Source organism: Allorhizobium sonneratiae, assembly GCF_023700755.1.
Lineage (GTDB): Bacteria > Pseudomonadota > Alphaproteobacteria > Rhizobiales > Rhizobiaceae > Allorhizobium > Allorhizobium sonneratiae.
The window spans coordinates 310060-325206 of the sequence record NZ_JAMKOJ010000002.1 but is presented as its reverse complement, the minus strand read 5'-3'; the positions used below and the strand labels follow the sequence as shown (position 1 = coordinate 325206).

The 15147-nt window shown below is 58.5% G+C and carries 13 protein-coding genes; 8 read left to right on the top strand and 5 right to left on the bottom strand.

Going from position 1 to position 15147, the window contains the following annotated elements:
- Positions 1–20: 20 nt before the first annotated feature.
- The 5 genes from hpf to lptC form a co-directional block, all read right to left on the bottom strand.
- The gene (hpf, locus tag NAC44_RS04480; RefSeq protein WP_250938191.1) at positions 21–587 is read right to left on the bottom strand and encodes a ribosome hibernation-promoting factor, HPF/YfiA family; all 567 of its coding nucleotides are present in this window, start codon (positions 585–587) and stop codon (positions 21–23) included.
- 359 nt (positions 588–946) lie between these two features.
- Positions 947–2491, bottom strand: a complete 1545-nt coding sequence (gene rpoN, locus NAC44_RS04475) for an RNA polymerase factor sigma-54 (RefSeq protein ID WP_250938181.1) — start codon at positions 2489–2491, stop codon at positions 947–949.
- A gap of 479 nt (positions 2492–2970) precedes the next feature.
- A complete protein-coding gene (gene lptB / locus NAC44_RS04470) occupies positions 2971–3774 on the bottom strand; it encodes an LPS export ABC transporter ATP-binding protein (protein ID WP_250938179.1) in 804 nt (267 codons plus the stop codon).
- A gap of 12 nt (positions 3775–3786) precedes the next feature.
- Complete coding sequence (locus NAC44_RS04465; RefSeq protein WP_250938177.1) at positions 3787–4347, bottom strand: LptA/OstA family protein; 561 nt, start codon at positions 4345–4347, stop codon at positions 3787–3789.
- An 8-nt stretch (positions 4348–4355) separates the two neighbouring features.
- Positions 4356–5015 (bottom strand): LPS export ABC transporter periplasmic protein LptC, encoded by a 660-nt coding sequence (gene lptC, locus NAC44_RS04460; protein WP_420839881.1) that lies wholly within the window; start codon positions 5013–5015, stop codon positions 4356–4358.
- A gap of 369 nt (positions 5016–5384) precedes the next feature.
- Here lptC and NAC44_RS04455 point away from each other — a divergent pair, with 369 nt between their 5' ends.
- The 8 genes from NAC44_RS04455 (at position 5385) to mutS (ending at position 15103) form a co-directional block, all read left to right on the top strand.
- Positions 5385–5696 carry an integration host factor subunit beta gene (locus NAC44_RS04455; RefSeq protein ID WP_250938173.1) on the top strand — a complete coding sequence of 104 codons (312 nt, stop codon included), beginning with the start codon at positions 5385–5387 and terminating at the stop codon, positions 5694–5696.
- Between the two features lie 193 nt (positions 5697–5889).
- Entirely contained in the window at positions 5890–6240 is a 351-nt protein-coding gene (locus NAC44_RS04450; protein ID WP_250938162.1) for a LapA family protein, read from the top strand.
- 319 nt (positions 6241–6559) lie between these two features.
- Positions 6560–7681 (top strand): class I SAM-dependent methyltransferase, encoded by a 1122-nt coding sequence (locus NAC44_RS04445; RefSeq protein WP_250938159.1) that lies wholly within the window; start codon positions 6560–6562, stop codon positions 7679–7681.
- Positions 7678–8553, top strand: coding sequence for a TrmH family RNA methyltransferase (locus tag NAC44_RS04440; protein ID WP_250938157.1), 876 nt, complete (start codon positions 7678–7680; stop codon positions 8551–8553). Before NAC44_RS04445 ends, NAC44_RS04440 begins: the two co-directional genes overlap by 4 nt.
- The gene (lspA, locus tag NAC44_RS04435) at positions 8550–9044 is read left to right on the top strand and encodes a signal peptidase II (protein WP_250938136.1); all 495 of its coding nucleotides are present in this window, start codon (positions 8550–8552) and stop codon (positions 9042–9044) included. The genes NAC44_RS04440 and lspA overlap by 4 nt, the downstream gene beginning before the upstream one ends.
- A 334-nt stretch (positions 9045–9378) precedes the next feature.
- Entirely contained in the window at positions 9379–10977 is a 1599-nt protein-coding gene (locus NAC44_RS04430; RefSeq protein ID WP_250938134.1) for an ATP-binding protein, read from the top strand.
- A 345-nt stretch (positions 10978–11322) separates the two neighbouring features.
- Complete coding sequence (olsB, locus tag NAC44_RS04425; RefSeq protein WP_250938132.1) at positions 11323–12192, top strand: l-ornithine N(alpha)-acyltransferase; 870 nt, start codon at positions 11323–11325, stop codon at positions 12190–12192.
- Positions 12193–12457: 265 nt separating this feature from the next.
- Positions 12458–15103 carry a DNA mismatch repair protein MutS gene (gene mutS / locus NAC44_RS04420; RefSeq protein ID WP_250938761.1) on the top strand — a complete coding sequence of 882 codons (2646 nt, stop codon included), beginning with the start codon at positions 12458–12460 and terminating at the stop codon, positions 15101–15103.
- The last annotated feature ends 44 nt before the right edge of the window (positions 15104–15147 follow it).

Genomic DNA, 15147 nt, shown 5'->3' with positions numbered 1-15147 from the left:
CGCCGCCCTGATCGTGGCAATCAATTTTTGATAGCAGCAGAATCGATCCAGCCAATATTGCCATCGTTTCGACGATAGACAATGTTCAATTCGTCCTTGCCGGGGCTTCTGAACAGCACAATCGGCTCATCGGTCATGTCGAGTGCCATGACCGCGGTGGCCACCGACATGGTCCTCAACTTCTTCGTGCTTTCAGCAACGATGGTCGGAGCGAAATTCTCCGGCACTTCCTCATCGTCCTCGGGAATGGCGTCCATGACCGTATAGGCAATCTCAAGCGGCGTACCATTGCCATGGTGGTCCTTGAGCTTGCGCTTGTAGCGGCGCAGCCGCTTTTCAATCCGCTCTGCCGCCGCATCGAAAGCCGCCTGCGGCTCCGTAGCCTCCCCCGTGGCGTGGAGATTGATGCCCGTGTCGAGGTGGATGATACAATCGGCGGAGAAACGAAAGGCGGATTTGGAAACGATCACCTGGCTCGAATAGCCTCCATCGAAATATTTGCCAACCGCATCGGCAATCTGGCTTTCGATGCGCTGGCGGAACGAGTCGCCGATTTCCATCTGTTTGCCGGATACACGCACACTCATGGGTATCTCCCTTTTCTTGATTTACGAGATGAGCTTACGCCAACCTCGCTTCGCATCCAAGCGTTTCCATCATGGACAAGATAGGGCTTTATGGTTAGAAAACGAGCCCTTGCGGCCTCTGCCGATCAAGCGCCGACCCTTTGACACAGGCGCCGACCCTATGGTCGAAATGGCAGGAAATAGAGACAAAAACCCCTTTAATTTATTGTTTTTGCCCATGAATTTATCTCGCTGTTCCCTTTGACCGCTGCTCTTAGAGAGTGTTTCAGAAGTTGTCAATATTCCATTAAGCATAAACTGTTGCGTGAATGTGCCTGATCTTTCTGTGTCAAACCCAGCAGCAGGCCCAGATCCCGCAATCAGGTCTTTGCCATGGCGCGCTTTTCCCGCCGACGCTGCACGGAGGAGGGGATATTCATCGCTTCCCGGTATTTGGCGACGGTGCGTCGCGCCAGATCGATACCGGCGCTTTTCAGTAAATCGACGATGTCGTCATCGGAGAGAATGGCCTGTGGTTCTTCCTGTGAGATCAGCGTTTTGATCTTATGACGCACGGCTTCAGCCGAATGACTGTCTCCGCCTTCGGCAGAACTGATGGAGACGCTGAAGAAATATTTCAGCTCGAACAGGCCGCGCGGTGTCAGCATATATTTGTTCGAGGTGACACGGCTGACGGTCGATTCATGCATCTTGATCGCATCGGCCACGGTTTTGAGATTGAGTGGCCGCAGATGGTCCACCCCGTGCCGCAGGAATGCGTCCTGCTGGCGGACGATTTCCGTTGCGACCTTCAGGATGGTTTTGGCCCGCTGATCCAGGCTGCGGGTCAGCCAATTGGCGGTGTTCAGGCAATCGGTGATAAAGGCCTGGTCACCTTCCTGCCGTATACCGTGCCGCTTCACCTGCGCATAATAAGCATTGTTGACGAGAACCCTTGGCAGGGTGTCGCTGTTTAATTCCACGTGCCACGTGCCGTCTTTTCCGGGAAAGACATGAATGTCAGGGGCGACGGTCTCTGGCGGGGTGCTATCGAAATTGGCACCGGGTTTTGGGCAAAGCCGGCGAATTTCCGCCAGCATGTCGATCAGGTCGTCTTCATCCACCCCACAGAGCCGCTTGAGGCTGACGAAATCGCGTTTGGCCAGAAGATCGAGATGGTTGAGCAACATGGCCATGGCCGGATCCAGCCGGTTGCGCTGGCGAAGCTGGATCTCAAGGCATTCGCCGAGATTGCGGGCAAAAACACCGGCAGGTTCGAGTTGCTGCATCAGGGTGAGCACTCGCTCCACCTCGCTGACGGTCGTCCCCAGCGGTTCGGCAATGTCGGCAAGCTCGGTGCGCAGATAGCCCGCCTCATCCAGATGATCGCAAAGCGCACGGGCGATCAGACGGTCGGCATTGCCGCTCACGGCAAAGGGGATCTGCTGCTCGATATGATCGCGCAACGAGAGCCGTCCGGCCACGAAATCGTCGAGGTCGTAGCCTTCGCCAGCTTCGCCCGTGCCACCCGGCATGGATTTCCACTGGCCAAGAAGGTCGGGCGCATCCACCGCCTGGCGCACACCGTCATCGGTGAAGACGCCGTCGAAATTGGCGTCGAGCCGGTCCTGAAGGTGAGCCTCGCCTGTCTCTTCATACCAGTCGCTGCTGAGGCTTTCTGCCGCGACGGGGCTGCCGTCTTCTATCGTTGGCATCTCCTGAAGGGAGGGGGGCAGATCCTCCCCATTGCCCATGCTCTGCTCACCTGCTGCAATTTCAAGCAGCGGATTCTTTTCAACTTCTTGTGATATGAACTGCAGCAGCTCGAAATGGGTCATCTGCAACAGCTGAATCGACTGCATCAGCTGCGGTGTCATCACCAGCGACTGACTTTGGCGAAGGAAAAGATTGGCTGACAGGGCCATGGCGGACGAAAAACTCCCCTACAATTCCCTCTTGGACTTCTTTTGTTCCTGTTTTGGTTTTTGTGAAGTCTCAATTGGCCCAAAAATTGCTTTTTTATCGGGTTAGGTCAAGCGCCAGCCGCCTGAGTTTTGAAAATAATGCGCAATATTGGACCTGTTCTGACAAGATCCGCTGTTGTGTTTCTCCGAGACGTCTTGCAAGGAGCGCGTAAATTCTTTGCCGCTTGTCGTTATTCTTGCAGGTGAAGGCCGTTTCGGCTTTTGTCATCCTGCTGTGACGCCCTGCATTTTGTCATATGCGGGCCGTCGCACGTTTTACCAAAGACATGGGATAAACGCGAGGCTGAAAGGGTCAATCAGTATCTGACAGCTTCGAGAGCGCCGAGCGCCCAATATGGCGCACAAAGCTTCGCGGTAACTCTTTATTCTTGCGCTGTTCCCGACGAAAAGCCGCTACACCCTTTTCTCGGGACAATGCGTTAAAGACTGAATTTGTCGCCAAGATAGAGGCGGCGCACATCTGGATTGTTGACGATATCCTCGGCGCGGCCATGGGTCAGCACCTCGCCCGCGTGGATGATATAGGCGCGATCGATCAGGCCCAGTGTTTCGCGCACATTATGATCCGTGATCAGCACGCCGATGCCGCGCGCTGTCAGATGGCGCACCAGATTCTGGATATCCGACACTGAGATCGGATCGACACCGGCAAAAGGTTCGTCCAGCAGCATGAAGGTCGGATCGGTTGCCAGGGCACGGGCGATCTCAAGCCGTCGCCGTTCGCCGCCTGAGAGCGCCACCGCTGGCGATTTGCGCAGCCGTTCGATGTTGAATTCATGCAGCAGCGAATCGAGCTTTTCTTTGCGGCGCGCCTTGTTGCGTTCATGCAGTTCCAGAACGGCCAGAATGTTGTCCTCGACCGACAGGCCCCGAAAAATCGAAGCTTCCTGCGGCAGATAGCCGACGCCAAGGCGGGCACGACGGTACATCGGCATGGTGGTCACGTCATTGCCGTCAATGGCAATTGTGCCCATGTCGACGGGAACGAGCCCGGTGATCATGTAGAAACAGGTGGTCTTGCCAGCGCCATTCGGCCCCAGCAGTCCAACGGCCTCGCCGCGGCGCACCACGAGGGAAGCACCATTGACCACGCGCCGCGTGTTATAGCTCTTGGTCAGGCCATGGGCGATCAGCGTGCCTTCGTAACGCTTTTTTTCCGCCTCTTCAGCAGGGTCGGTCGCGCCATGTCCGCGTCGGGAGGAAAAACCGGATAAAAGTGCCATAGACTGCCGGCCTCAGGGTTTTTTCTTGGGCGTCGGTGTCTGCTGGGACTTGGGGTCCAGCTGGATCTGCACGCGTCGGCCACAACTATCGAGCTTGGCCACGCCCGTTTGCATGTGAACGATGAGTTTGCAGCCGACGAAGATATTATTGCCTTCGGTCAGCACGACGCGGTCGCCCTCCAGGGTGGCGATCTGGCTGTTCATGTCAAAATGGCCTTTGTCGGCCGTGGCCTTCTGGGTGTCGGTGGTGATCACCACATTGCCGCTGACATCGATCGTGTCGATCTTGGCCTGGCCGTTGCTCACAGCTTCGCCCTTGCCCTTGTAGTGCACGAGCATGTCATTGGCCGTCATATGGGTGGTGCCCTGCACGACACTGACATTACCGGTGAAATTGGCGGTATTGTCCTGCTGATGCACTTCCAGCTGGTCGCTTTCGATGTTGACCGGCTGATCGCCGGACAGTTTCAGCCCGGTCATGTTGCTCGTGGTCGTCTGGGCGTATGCAACGGACAATCCGGCAAAGGCAACGGCGGCAAAAGCGAGAAAAAGCGGGCGGGTGCGTGGCGTCATGGTCGGTCTCAGTTGCCCTGGTTCTTGAAGGCGGATGGATCGATATCCAGGCGGACCTGGCCTTTGAGAAGGATATTCTGTCCCTTGTCGCTCATCACCATCGACTGGGCGAGAATCGTCGAATTCTCAGTCTTGATGACGACGGGTTTATCTGTCTTAAGCTTTCCGGCCTTCACGTCAAGCTGTCCCGATTGAAAGCTGGCGTCGACGCCACTTGAAATATGCACCTGAAAGGGTTTGTCCAGCTGCATTGTGTCGGTGGCGCGGTCATAGGTGCCGCTGATGGCGGTGATATGCGCCATATCCTTTTCATTGACCGGAACATTTGCCTTGATCGCTTCCAGCGTGATCAGGTTCGGATTTTTGATATCCTGCAACGCCTCGTTTGCCACCATGGAATAGACCGTGCCGTTGGCGTTGCGGCCGGAAAGCGCCGGTTTGGCCATCACCACCTTGCCATCCTCGATGCGGGCGCTTTCAATCTTGATATTTTCCGGCAGATAGGCACGGACGATGGAAACTCCGACGAAAGCCGCAGACAGGACAAGGGCGGTCACCGGTAAAATAATTTTCAGCCGTCTCACACGGCGCGAATGTCCGACGGCCTTGCGATAGGTCTTGTCCTGCGGCGGCGGCTCATGCGCGCCATGGTCTAGTCGATTGAGCATGCCAGCGATCCGGATGACGATGGGAGAGCGCATTCATCTTGCCTCAGGCCGCCGGGTCTTGCTGTTTCGGCTGGCTCTCAGGTTTCGATCTACTCTACGGTGTTTCTTGAGCACTGCAAATATGGATTTTTAAAGCCTGTTACAAGTCGTGACTGCAGCCTTTGCCCTGTCTGGAGCTGTTACCCCCTGACTTTCAGGGCGCCAAGGTCGATTTTCTCCGCTTCTTTGTTCCGTAAACCATTGATTATTCCAAATTTCTATGATGTTTTACGAGGATAGACATCCGCGTGGCGCTGTTTGCCGGTCCTGCAGGGACGGTAGATGCGCGTTGACATTTTTAAACCAAGTCCATGATGACAGGGGGTTATCGTGATTAAATCCGAACTGGTGCAGATCGTTGCGGCGCGCAATCCGCATCTTTATCACCGGGACGTCGAGAATATCGTCAACGCTGTTCTGGATGAGATCACCGATGCTCTTGCTGCCGGCAACCGTGTGGAACTTCGTGGGTTCGGAGCGTTTTCGGTGAAGAATCGTCCCTCTCGCACCGGCCGCAACCCTCGCACCGGTGAAACCGTCTCCGTCGAGGAAAAGTGGGTCCCCTTCTTCAAGACCGGGAAGGAGTTGCGCGAGCGGCTCAATCCCGGCATGGACGATGAGGATGACGGCGACGCCGATTGAGCGGCCCCTATCAATGCCTCTTGTCGGCCTTGTCGGCAACCTCTTGCAGAATGCTTAATCTTGGACCATTTTGCTGTTATTTGGGGCTGATCGATCAATCGGTCTCATCTCACTTGCGCAACAGGGTTTGCCAAGAAAGGGTCCCGGTCAGTTCCGATCCGGTATGGCGATGCATGAGCATGGAGGCATCTATATGAAAAAGATTGTCAATCTTGTTATCCTGGTGCCCTTGGCCATTGTCCTGATTGTCTTATGCGTGGCCAACAGGCAATCGGTTCTCTTGGCGCTCAATCCTTTTCGCCCCGATGATCCGATGCTGTCGGTGGCCGCACCTTTCTTCGTCTTCCTGCTGCTGTCCTTTGTGTTCGGCGTTGTTGTCGGTGGTTTGGCCATCTGGTTCAGCCAGGCCAAATATCGCAAACGCGCCCGTATCGAGGCGCGCTCTGCGGTGAAATGGCAGGGCGAGGCCGACAAACAGAAAAAGCGCGCCGATCATATGGCCGCCGTTGCCACCGGTCTGCCGCAGATCCCTTCAAAGGGATAGGTTGATCAAGGATAGGTCTGATTGCCAAAAAGATCGCGTTGTTCATTTGACGCCGGGCTGGCGGCGCTGTATGCGCTGCGCTGACTGACCGGGACAGGGGAGGTATCCTTGTCTTGCGGGCATTCCTCTATCATTTTCAGCTTCAGTCGAAATCGGCTTAAGCTGAAAATGATAGAGCAGATATAAAGTGCGACAGCGGACCTTTGTGCGCCCTATATTGGCGCACGGCGCTGACGTTATAAGGTCTTGATGAGACCCCGGTCGTCTGTTCGGCAGGACATGACCGATCAACGGGGCAAGGGTGAAAGCCGACACGATCGTGAAAGACAAGCCTCGACAGCCGTCTGGTAAAAAACGTCCATCCTCCGTTTCCGGACGGCCCGGCGCTAAAGTCTCTCCCGGCAGGGAGCAGGCTGTGCCGCCGGTTGCGCGGCGTGCAGCTGAAAAGCCACAATCGAAATCCCGCGAACGATCGGTGGACGATGCGGCTGAGCCGACGGTTGTGCGGCTTCCCTTGCGCTCTGGTGAATTGCCGCAGGAGCGTTTGCCGCTCATTCTCGAATCGACTGGTGCAGGCGATTTTCATCTGATTGACAGCGGTTATGGGTTGAAGCTGGAGCAATATGGCCCCTATCGCATTGTGCGACCCGAGGCGCAGGCGCTTTGGCCGCCGCGCCTTAGTGCTGCCATCTGGGACAAGGCCGATGCCGTCTTCACCGGCGATACCGATGAGGATGGCATGGGCCGCTGGCGTTTTCCGCGCGAGGCATTGGGTGAGACCTGGCCGCTCTCGCTGCTCGATGTCGATTTTCTCGGCCGCTTCACCTCGTTTCGCCATGTCGGCGTCTTTCCCGAACAGATCGCGCACTGGTCGTGGATGAAGGACACGGTGGAAAGGGCCGGCCGACCGCTGAAAGTGCTCAATCTCTTTGGCTATACCGGCGTTGCTTCGCTGGTGGCGGCTGCTGCCGGCGCTGAAGTGACCCATGTTGATGCTTCGAAAAAAGCCATCGGCTGGGCGCGAGAAAACCAGACACTCAGCCGTCTCGACCGCGCGCCGATCCGCTGGATCTGCGAGGATGCGATGAAATTCATCCAGCGCGAAGAGCGGCGCGGCAGCCGCTATGACATCATTTTGACCGACCCGCCGAAATTCGGACGCGGACCGAATGGCGAAGTCTGGCACCTGTTCGATCACCTGCCGGCCATGCTGTCGCTGTGCCGGGAGATTTTGTCGCCACGTGCCGTCGGGCTGGTTTTGACCGCCTATTCGATCCGCGCCAGTTTTTACGCCACGCATGAACTGATGCGTGAGACCATGCGCGGCAACGGGGGCGTGGTCGAATCGGGCGAGCTTGTCATCCGCGAGGCCGGGCTCGATGGCAAAACACCGGGGCGGGCGCTTTCAACCTCGCTTTTCAGCAGATGGATGGCCCAATGAACGAGACGAGATCGCAGGACAGGCCGGGCCGCGTCGGGCAGGTGAAGGAGATCACCAGCCTCGCCAATCCGATCGTCAAGGACATCAAGGCGCTGTCGCAGAAAAAGACCCGTGACGAGACCGGGACCTTTCTGGCGGAAGGGCTGAAACTGGTGCTCGATGCCGCCGAACTTGGCTGGCGGCTGCGCTATCTGATCTATTCCAAGGCGGCCAAGGGAAAGCCGCAGGTGGAAACGCTTGCGGCCCGTACCGTGGCCCATGGCGGCATGGTGCTGGAGGTATCCGAAAAAGTGATGTCCTCCATCACCCGCAAGGACAATCCGCAGATGGTCTCCGGCGTGTTCGACCAGCGCTGGACCATGCTTGCCGATGTCCGCCTTGGCGCCGACGAGACCTGGGTGGCGCTCGACCGGGTGCGCGATCCGGGCAATCTCGGCACGATCATTCGTACAGCCGATGCCGCTGGCGCCTCCGGTGTCATGCTGATCGGCGATTCGACCGATCCTTTCGCCATGGAAACCGTCAGGGCAACCATGGGTTCGATCTTCGCCCTGCCGCTGGTCAAGGCAAGCGTCTCTGAATTTCTGGCCTGGAAGGAGAAGGCTGGCGTCAGTCTGGTGGCGACCCATCTCGAAGGGGCTGTCGATTACCGCAGGGTGGATTACAAGAGCCGACCGGTGGTGTTGCTGATGGGCAATGAGCAATCCGGCCTGCCGCCGGAACTGGCGTCGCGCGCCGACCGGCTGGCGCGCATTCCGCAGGCGGGTCTGGCCGATTCGCTCAATCTGGCGATTGCCACCGGCGTCATGCTGTTTGAGGCGCGTCGCCATCTCCTGACCCTGACAGAGAGTGCAAAGGAGACGGGGCGATGAGCGCAGGACTGCGATTTTCCCGGCTGCTGCCGATGCTCTTCATTCTGGCATTGATCCTCGCCGATCAGGCGATCAAATATGCCGTGGAGACACGGCTTCCGGTGCAGGAGGTGGTGCCGGTGCTGCCCATGCTGGCGCTTTATCGCACCCATAATCTCGGCGTTGCCTTTTCCATGCTGTCGCATCTCGATGCCTGGACCATCATCGCCATGCGACTGGTCATCGTGGTGTTCGTTTCCTGGCTGTGGAGCAGAACGGACCCTGCGCATCGTCTGGCCCGCATTGGCTATGCAATGATCATTGCCGGTGCTTTCGGCAATATCATCGACCGTTTCGTCTACGGTTATGTCGTCGATTATATCCTGTTTCACACCCAAAACTGGTCTTTTGCCGTGTTCAATCTGGCCGACAGTCTGATCACGGTCGGGGCGGGCTTCATTCTGCTGGAAGAGCTGGTGCTGTGGCTGCGGTCTCGCAAACAGGCTGGCTGATGGCAGGGTGGCTGATGCTTGAAAACGGATCAGCCGGACTGTCTCATTTTGGTGCGCGTTGATGGGAATGTAGAGCAATTGTGACGCTCTTCTGCGCATTCCCGTAACAAACCATTGAGATTTTTGATCTATTGTCGATCCGCTCGCGATTGTCGGCTGCTGCGTCCTGTTTTGATTTGGAGCTGTGTCGGTTCGTGATAGACTGGTGTGGGGTATTGCGCTTGCATAAGTCCTGAACCGGAGTCGGCTTCAGGTCTTGGGCCGGAAAGCACACGGGGATTGATGCATGGCCGGTCAGCGGCACAAGCGGCCTCGTCAAGAAGGGATGGCGTGGATGACGACAGACAGTGAAACGGACGTCATGCGTTCAAGACTGTTGGCCACGGTCAGCCATGAAATGAGAACGCCACTCAATGGCATTCTGGGCATGAGCCATCTTCTGTCGCGAACCGACTTGTCGCCGGAGCAGCGCAATTATCTCGCGGGCATCACTCAGGCCGGTGAGGCTCTGCAACAGCTGATTGCCGATCTGATGGATTATTCCACGCTTGAAATCGGCCATTTCCAGCTGCACAGCCAGCGGGTGGCGCCGCGCCGGATGATTGAGGGCGTGGTGGAGATGCTGTCGGCGCGGGCGCATGCCAAAGGCATAGAAATCGCCGCCACGTTCAGCGCCGATGTGCCGGAAGATATCGAGATCGACGTCGCACGGCTGCGGCAGGTCCTGTTCAACGTCATTGGCAATGCGGTGAAGTTTACCGCTGAAGGCGGTGTTCTGGTTGCTGTCTTTTGTCAGCGGGCGGAACTGGTGGTGCAGGTGCGCGACAGCGGCCCGGGACTGACGGAAGAAGAACGCGCCCGGCTGTTCGTGGAATTTTCCCAAGGTGGCGATCAGGTTCAGCGCAGCGGCGGCACGGGGCTTGGCCTGTTCATCTCGCAGCGGCTGATGCTGGCTCTTGGGGGTGCGCTTGCCATTGTCGAGTCGGAAAAAGGCCGCGGCACGCTGTTTGAAATCCGTTTTCCCAACTCCGCCCAGGTGCAGGAGCCGCAGGGAGAGTTGCGACAGACCCGGCTTGCCTCTTCCCATGTGTTGATTTTTGCCCCGGACGGCCCCTGTGCGGACGGTGCGGCGCGTACCATCCGTGCGCTTGGTGGCGTCTGTGTCACCGCATCGACGGCGCCTGAGGCGGAGCGTCTGATCGCATCTTTCGCCGAGCAGGGAACGCCGCTGAGCGACATCATCGTCGATCACCGGCTGATGTCGGACTATGATGCCCGCCTGGCGCGCCTGCCAGCGTTTGTTCAGGCGGTTGCCGCGCGTCAGCTACGCCGGATTTTCCTCGTGACGGCGGAGGAGCGGCCGCACCGGCCGCTGACCGGTTTCGATGCCTGGCTCATCCGCCCGCTGCGGGAGCAGACCCTGAGCGATGTGCTGCGCGGTTTGATGACCGGGGTCGATGCGGCCCATCATGTTGAGGTGGAAAAGCCGGTGGCTGAGCCTGTTCAGGGCGAGGGGCAGAAACAAGAGGCTCCCGCCATTCTTCTGGGTGAGGATGATATCGTCAATGCCACCCTGATCAAGGCCGTGCTCGGCAAGGCAGGCCACGCCTTGTGCCATGTGGATGATTTTCACGCCATGCGTCAGGCGATCGCTGCCGATGAGGGTCGGCATTTCCGCATGATCGTCACCGATCTCGGCATGCCAGGCGGCGAGGGGACCTCGGTACTGCGCTATGTCCGGATGATCGAACAGTTGAAGCGGCGCAAGCGTTGCCCCATCGTGGTGTTGACCGGCGATCTGCGCGATGCCACCCGGCAGGAGGCCCTGTTGAGCGGTGCGGATCTCGTCCTGCAGAAACCGGTCAATCCAGACCGTTTGATCAATGAGGTCGAGGCGCTGATGGCGGGGGCTGGTGGTCAGCGTTTTGGCTGATCGCTGCCTTTTATGCAGACAGTTCTCTATCAACATTGCAGTGAGCGTCGTCAAAGTGTCTGGATGATGCTCCTGTTTTCCGGTATGGTTTCGAAGGGCCATGAGAATTTGCAGAGTCCTTGAACTGCTGCGGCTTGAAGAGTAAGAATGTGGAATATGCAGCTATCGCATCATTCCTCAAACCGGGATCGATTTAAGGAATCATGCAGCAAAGGACAATTTTGGCTGCGGCAGCTCTTCAGTATCCTTTGTTTAAACGGGTTTTGCCGTTGATCGTAATGTGTCAAAATATTGTCGTATATCCGTGTTTAACACCTATGACCATGACAGGATCGGGTGACCCATATGAGCATTGACCTTCTCGAACAGGCAACGGGCGTCAAGGCGCAGGGCTCACCAACCTCGGGGCTGGATGAACGGGCTGCCGATGTTTTCGGCTCGATCGGAACGCTGGAAACGAGGCTGGCGCGCAATGGGCGTGAGATCGATGCCGCCCAGGCTTTGCGCTACCGGGTTTTCGTCGAGGAAATGGGGGCGGTGCTGCCACCAGAAGCCATGCGGCTGAAGCGCGACATCGATGCCTTCGATGATATCTGCGACCATCTTCTGGTGATCGATCACGCCATCGAAGGCGATCCGGAAGATCAGGTCGTCGGCACCTACCGGCTCTTGCGTCATGAGGTGGCGATCGCGAATGGCGGATTTTATTCCGCCTCGGAATTTGCCATCGAGCCGCTCATCAACCGTCATGCAGGCAAGCGGTTCATGGAACTTGGTCGCTCCTGCGTGCTGCCGGATTATCGCACCAAGCGCACGATCGAGCTGTTGTGGCAGGGCAACTGGAATTATTCGGTCAGGCACAATATCGATGTCATGTTCGGCTGTGCATCCTTTCCCGGCGTTCAGCCGCAGGACCATGCACTTGCACTCTCATTTCTCGCTCAGACGGCGTGTGTGGATGAGGAATGGATGGTCGAGGCCCGTCCGGAAATTTACCAGTCGATGGATATCCTGCCGCCTGACAGCGTCAATGCCCGTCGGGCGCTTGCCGCCATGCCGCCACTGGTCAAGGGGTATCTGCGTCTGGGTGCGATGATCGGCAAGGGCGCTGTCATCGATCAGGCCTTCAACACCACCGATGTGCTGATCGTTCTGCCGGTTGCGCGGATTTCGGAACGGTATCTGAATTATTACGGATCTCCGGCGACGGCCTGACATTCGCCTGCAGTGCGCATTTTATCAAATACATGGTGCGGCGTGCGAAAGCTGTATTCTTTCTTGCCTGAGTGAAGCTTCCTGTGGGCAGCCGGGCAGGAACGGCGCGGCTGTGTTGCAACGGGTGGGCAAAGACCGTTAGTCTTCAGAAAATCCCGTTTTCAACGATTATCCGGCCATCGTGACAGAATTCCAAGCCTTCGGACAGCACGTCCTCAGCACCGCCTCGCTTGCCTCGGAGGAAAGCCGCGCCGCGGCAACGCCGATGATGGAGCAATATATCGAAATCAAGGCCAGCAATCCCGGTGTGCTGCTGTTTTATCGCATGGGGGATTTCTACGAACTGTTCTTCGAGGATGCGGTGGAGGCCTCGCGCGCACTCGGCATCACGCTCACCAAGCGCGGCCAGCATCTGGGTCAGGATATTCCCATGTGCGGCGTGCCGGTCCATGCCGCGGACGATTATCTGGAAAAGCTGATTGCCCTCGGTTTCCGTGTCGCCGTATGCGAACAGATGGAAGACCCGGCGGAGGCGAAGAAGCGTGGCTCGAAATCCGTCGTTCGCCGCGATGTCGTGCGTCTGGTCACCCCCGGCACGCTGACGGAAGAAAAGCTTTTGTCGCCCGCCGATTCCAACTATCTCCTGGCGCTCGCGCGTGTGCGTGGCGGCGATCAGGATCTTGGTCTTGCCTGGATCGATATCTCCACCGGCGTCTTTCGCGTGGCCGAAAGCAATGCGACACGGGTTCTGGCCGATATTTTCCGCATCGATCCGCGTGAGGTCATTGTGGCCGATACGCTGATGCAGGATGGGGAGTTGAAGCCGGTCTTCGACATTCTGGGTCGGCTGGTGGCACCGCAGCCTGCGGTGCTGTTCGACAGCGCCTCGGCGGAAGGCCGCCTGACGCGCTATTTCTCCGTAAAGACGCTTGAAGGCTTCGGCAATTTCTCGCGGGCCGAGCTGGCGGCGGCCTCCGCCGCCGTCGCCTATGTTGAAAAGACGCAGGTGTCCGAGCGTCCGCCCTTGAGCCTGCCCGAGCGTCAGGCCACATCCTCGACACTCTTCATCGATGCAGCGACACGGGCCAATCTGGAGCTGGTCAGGACGCTGTCGGGCCAGCGCGACGGTTCGCTGCTGAAAGCCATGGACCGCACGGTGACAGGCGGTGGCGCAAGGCTTTTGTTCGAGCGGCTGATGTCGCCCTTGACCGAGCCCGGCCCGATTGCCGAGCGGCAGGATGCTCTGGCCTGGCTGTTGTCCGACAGCTTTCTCAATGAAAACCTGCGCAGCCTGCTCAAACGTGCCCCTGACATGCCGCGGGCCTTGTCGCGGCTGGCGCTCGACCGGGCAGGCCCGCGCGATCTGGCCGCGATCCGTCAGGGGCTTTCCGTCTCGGCGGAGGTTGCAGGTCTTTTGCGCGGGGCGGTGCTGCCAGATGAACTGCACCGCGCCTTTACCGATCTCGAATGCTTGCCGCCCGCGCTCGACCATCTGCTTTCCTCGATGCTGGCCGATGAGCTGCCGTTGTTGAAGCGCGATGGCGGTTTTCTGCGTGAGGGCGCAGATGACGGGCTGGATGAAGCACGGGCGCTGCGCGACCAGTCGCGGCGGGTGATTGCCGGATTGCAATTGCAATATGCCGAGGAAACCGGGGTCAAATCGCTGAAGATCAAGCACAACAATGTGCTGGGCTATTTCATTGAGGTGACGGCCAGCAATGCCGGTCCGCTGACGGAGGGTGAGGCGAAGGCGCGTTTCATTCACCGCCAGTCCATGGCCAATGCCATGCGCTTCACCACGACGGAACTGGCCGATCTGGAAAGCCGCATTGCCAATGCCGCCGGTGAGGCGCTGACGATCGAGCTTGCCGCTTTCGAGCGCATGCGTCTTGCCGTCGTCGCCGAGGCCGAGGCGATCAAGAAGGCGGCCCGGGCGCTTGCCGTTATCGATGTTGCCTCCGGCCTTGCGGTTCTGGCAGAAGAGCAGGGTTATTGCCGCCCGCTTGTCGATGACAGCCGGATGTTTTCCATCGTCGCCGGACGCCACCCGGTGGTCGAGCAGGCGCTCAGGCGGCAGGCTGAAAGCCCGTTCATCGCCAATGACTGCTCGCTTTCGCCAAGCTCCCCCGGCGGTCACGGTGCGATCTGGATGCTGACCGGCCCGAATATGGGCGGTAAATCCACTTTTCTCCGGCAGAATGCGCTGATTGCCATCATGGCGCAGATGGGGTCTTTCGTACCTGCCGGTTCGGCGCATATCGGCGTGGTCGACCGGCTGTTTTCCCGCGTCGGCGCCTCTGACGATCTGGCGCGCGGCCGCTCGACCTTCATGGTCGAAATGGTCGAGACGGCAGCCATTCTCAATCAGGCCAGCGACCGCTCGCTGGTCATTCTCGATGAAATCGGCCGCGGCACCGCCACCTTCGACGGTCTGTCGATTGCCTGGGCAACTGTTGAGCACCTGCATGAGGTCAATCGATGCCGGGCGCTGTTTGCCACCCATTTTCATGAGCTGACGGCGCTGTCGGAAAAGCTGGCGCGGCTGGCCAATGTGACGATGCGGGTCAAGGAATGGCAAGGCGAGGTGGTCTTTCTGCATGAGGTTGGCCCCGGTGCTGCCGACCGCTCCTATGGCATTCAGGTGGCCCGTCTTGCCGGTCTGCCGCCTGCCGTGGTGGCGCGCGCACGCGATGTGCTGACCATGCTGGAAGATGCCGACCGCAAGAACCCGGCGACGCAGTTGATCGACGATCTGCCGCTGTTTCAGGCTTCGCAACGCCGCGAGCCGGTTGCATCTGCGGCGGCCTCGGCCGTGGAGGAGGCCTTGCGCGGGCTCGATATCGATGACATGACACCGAAGCAGGCGCTGGATGCGCTTTATGATCTGAAGAAACGGCTTGGCAAGGGTTGATCCGGTAAAAGAGAGCGGGCGCGGGCTTGGCCCTTGGGTCGCTC

Bases quoted from the DNA above. Each gene is read 5' to 3' on its own strand.
- hpf (WP_250938191.1), bottom strand. From the start codon at position 587: ATGAGTGTGCGTGTATCCGGCAAACAGATGGAAATCGGCGACTCGTTC.
- rpoN (WP_250938181.1), bottom strand. From the start codon at position 2,491: ATGGCCCTGTCAGCCAATCTTTTCCTTCGCCAAAGTCAGTCGCTGGTG.
- lptB (WP_250938179.1), bottom strand. From the start codon at position 3,774: ATGGCACTTTTATCCGGTTTTTCCTCCCGACGCGGACATGGCGCGACC.
- NAC44_RS04465 (WP_250938177.1), bottom strand. From the start codon at position 4,347: ATGACGCCACGCACCCGCCCGCTTTTTCTCGCTTTTGCCGCCGTTGCC.
- lptC (WP_420839881.1), bottom strand. From the start codon at position 5,015: ATGCTCAATCGACTAGACCATGGCGCGCATGAGCCGCCGCCGCAGGAC.
- NAC44_RS04450 (WP_250938162.1), top strand. From the start codon at position 5,890: ATGAAAAAGATTGTCAATCTTGTTATCCTGGTGCCCTTGGCCATTGTC.
- NAC44_RS04440 (WP_250938157.1), top strand. From the start codon at position 7,678: ATGAACGAGACGAGATCGCAGGACAGGCCGGGCCGCGTCGGGCAGGTG.
- lspA (WP_250938136.1), top strand. From the start codon at position 8,550: ATGAGCGCAGGACTGCGATTTTCCCGGCTGCTGCCGATGCTCTTCATT.
- NAC44_RS04430 (WP_250938134.1), top strand. From the start codon at position 9,379: ATGACGACAGACAGTGAAACGGACGTCATGCGTTCAAGACTGTTGGCC.
- olsB (WP_250938132.1), top strand. From the start codon at position 11,323: ATGAGCATTGACCTTCTCGAACAGGCAACGGGCGTCAAGGCGCAGGGC.
- mutS (WP_250938761.1), top strand. From the start codon at position 12,458: ATGATGGAGCAATATATCGAAATCAAGGCCAGCAATCCCGGTGTGCTG.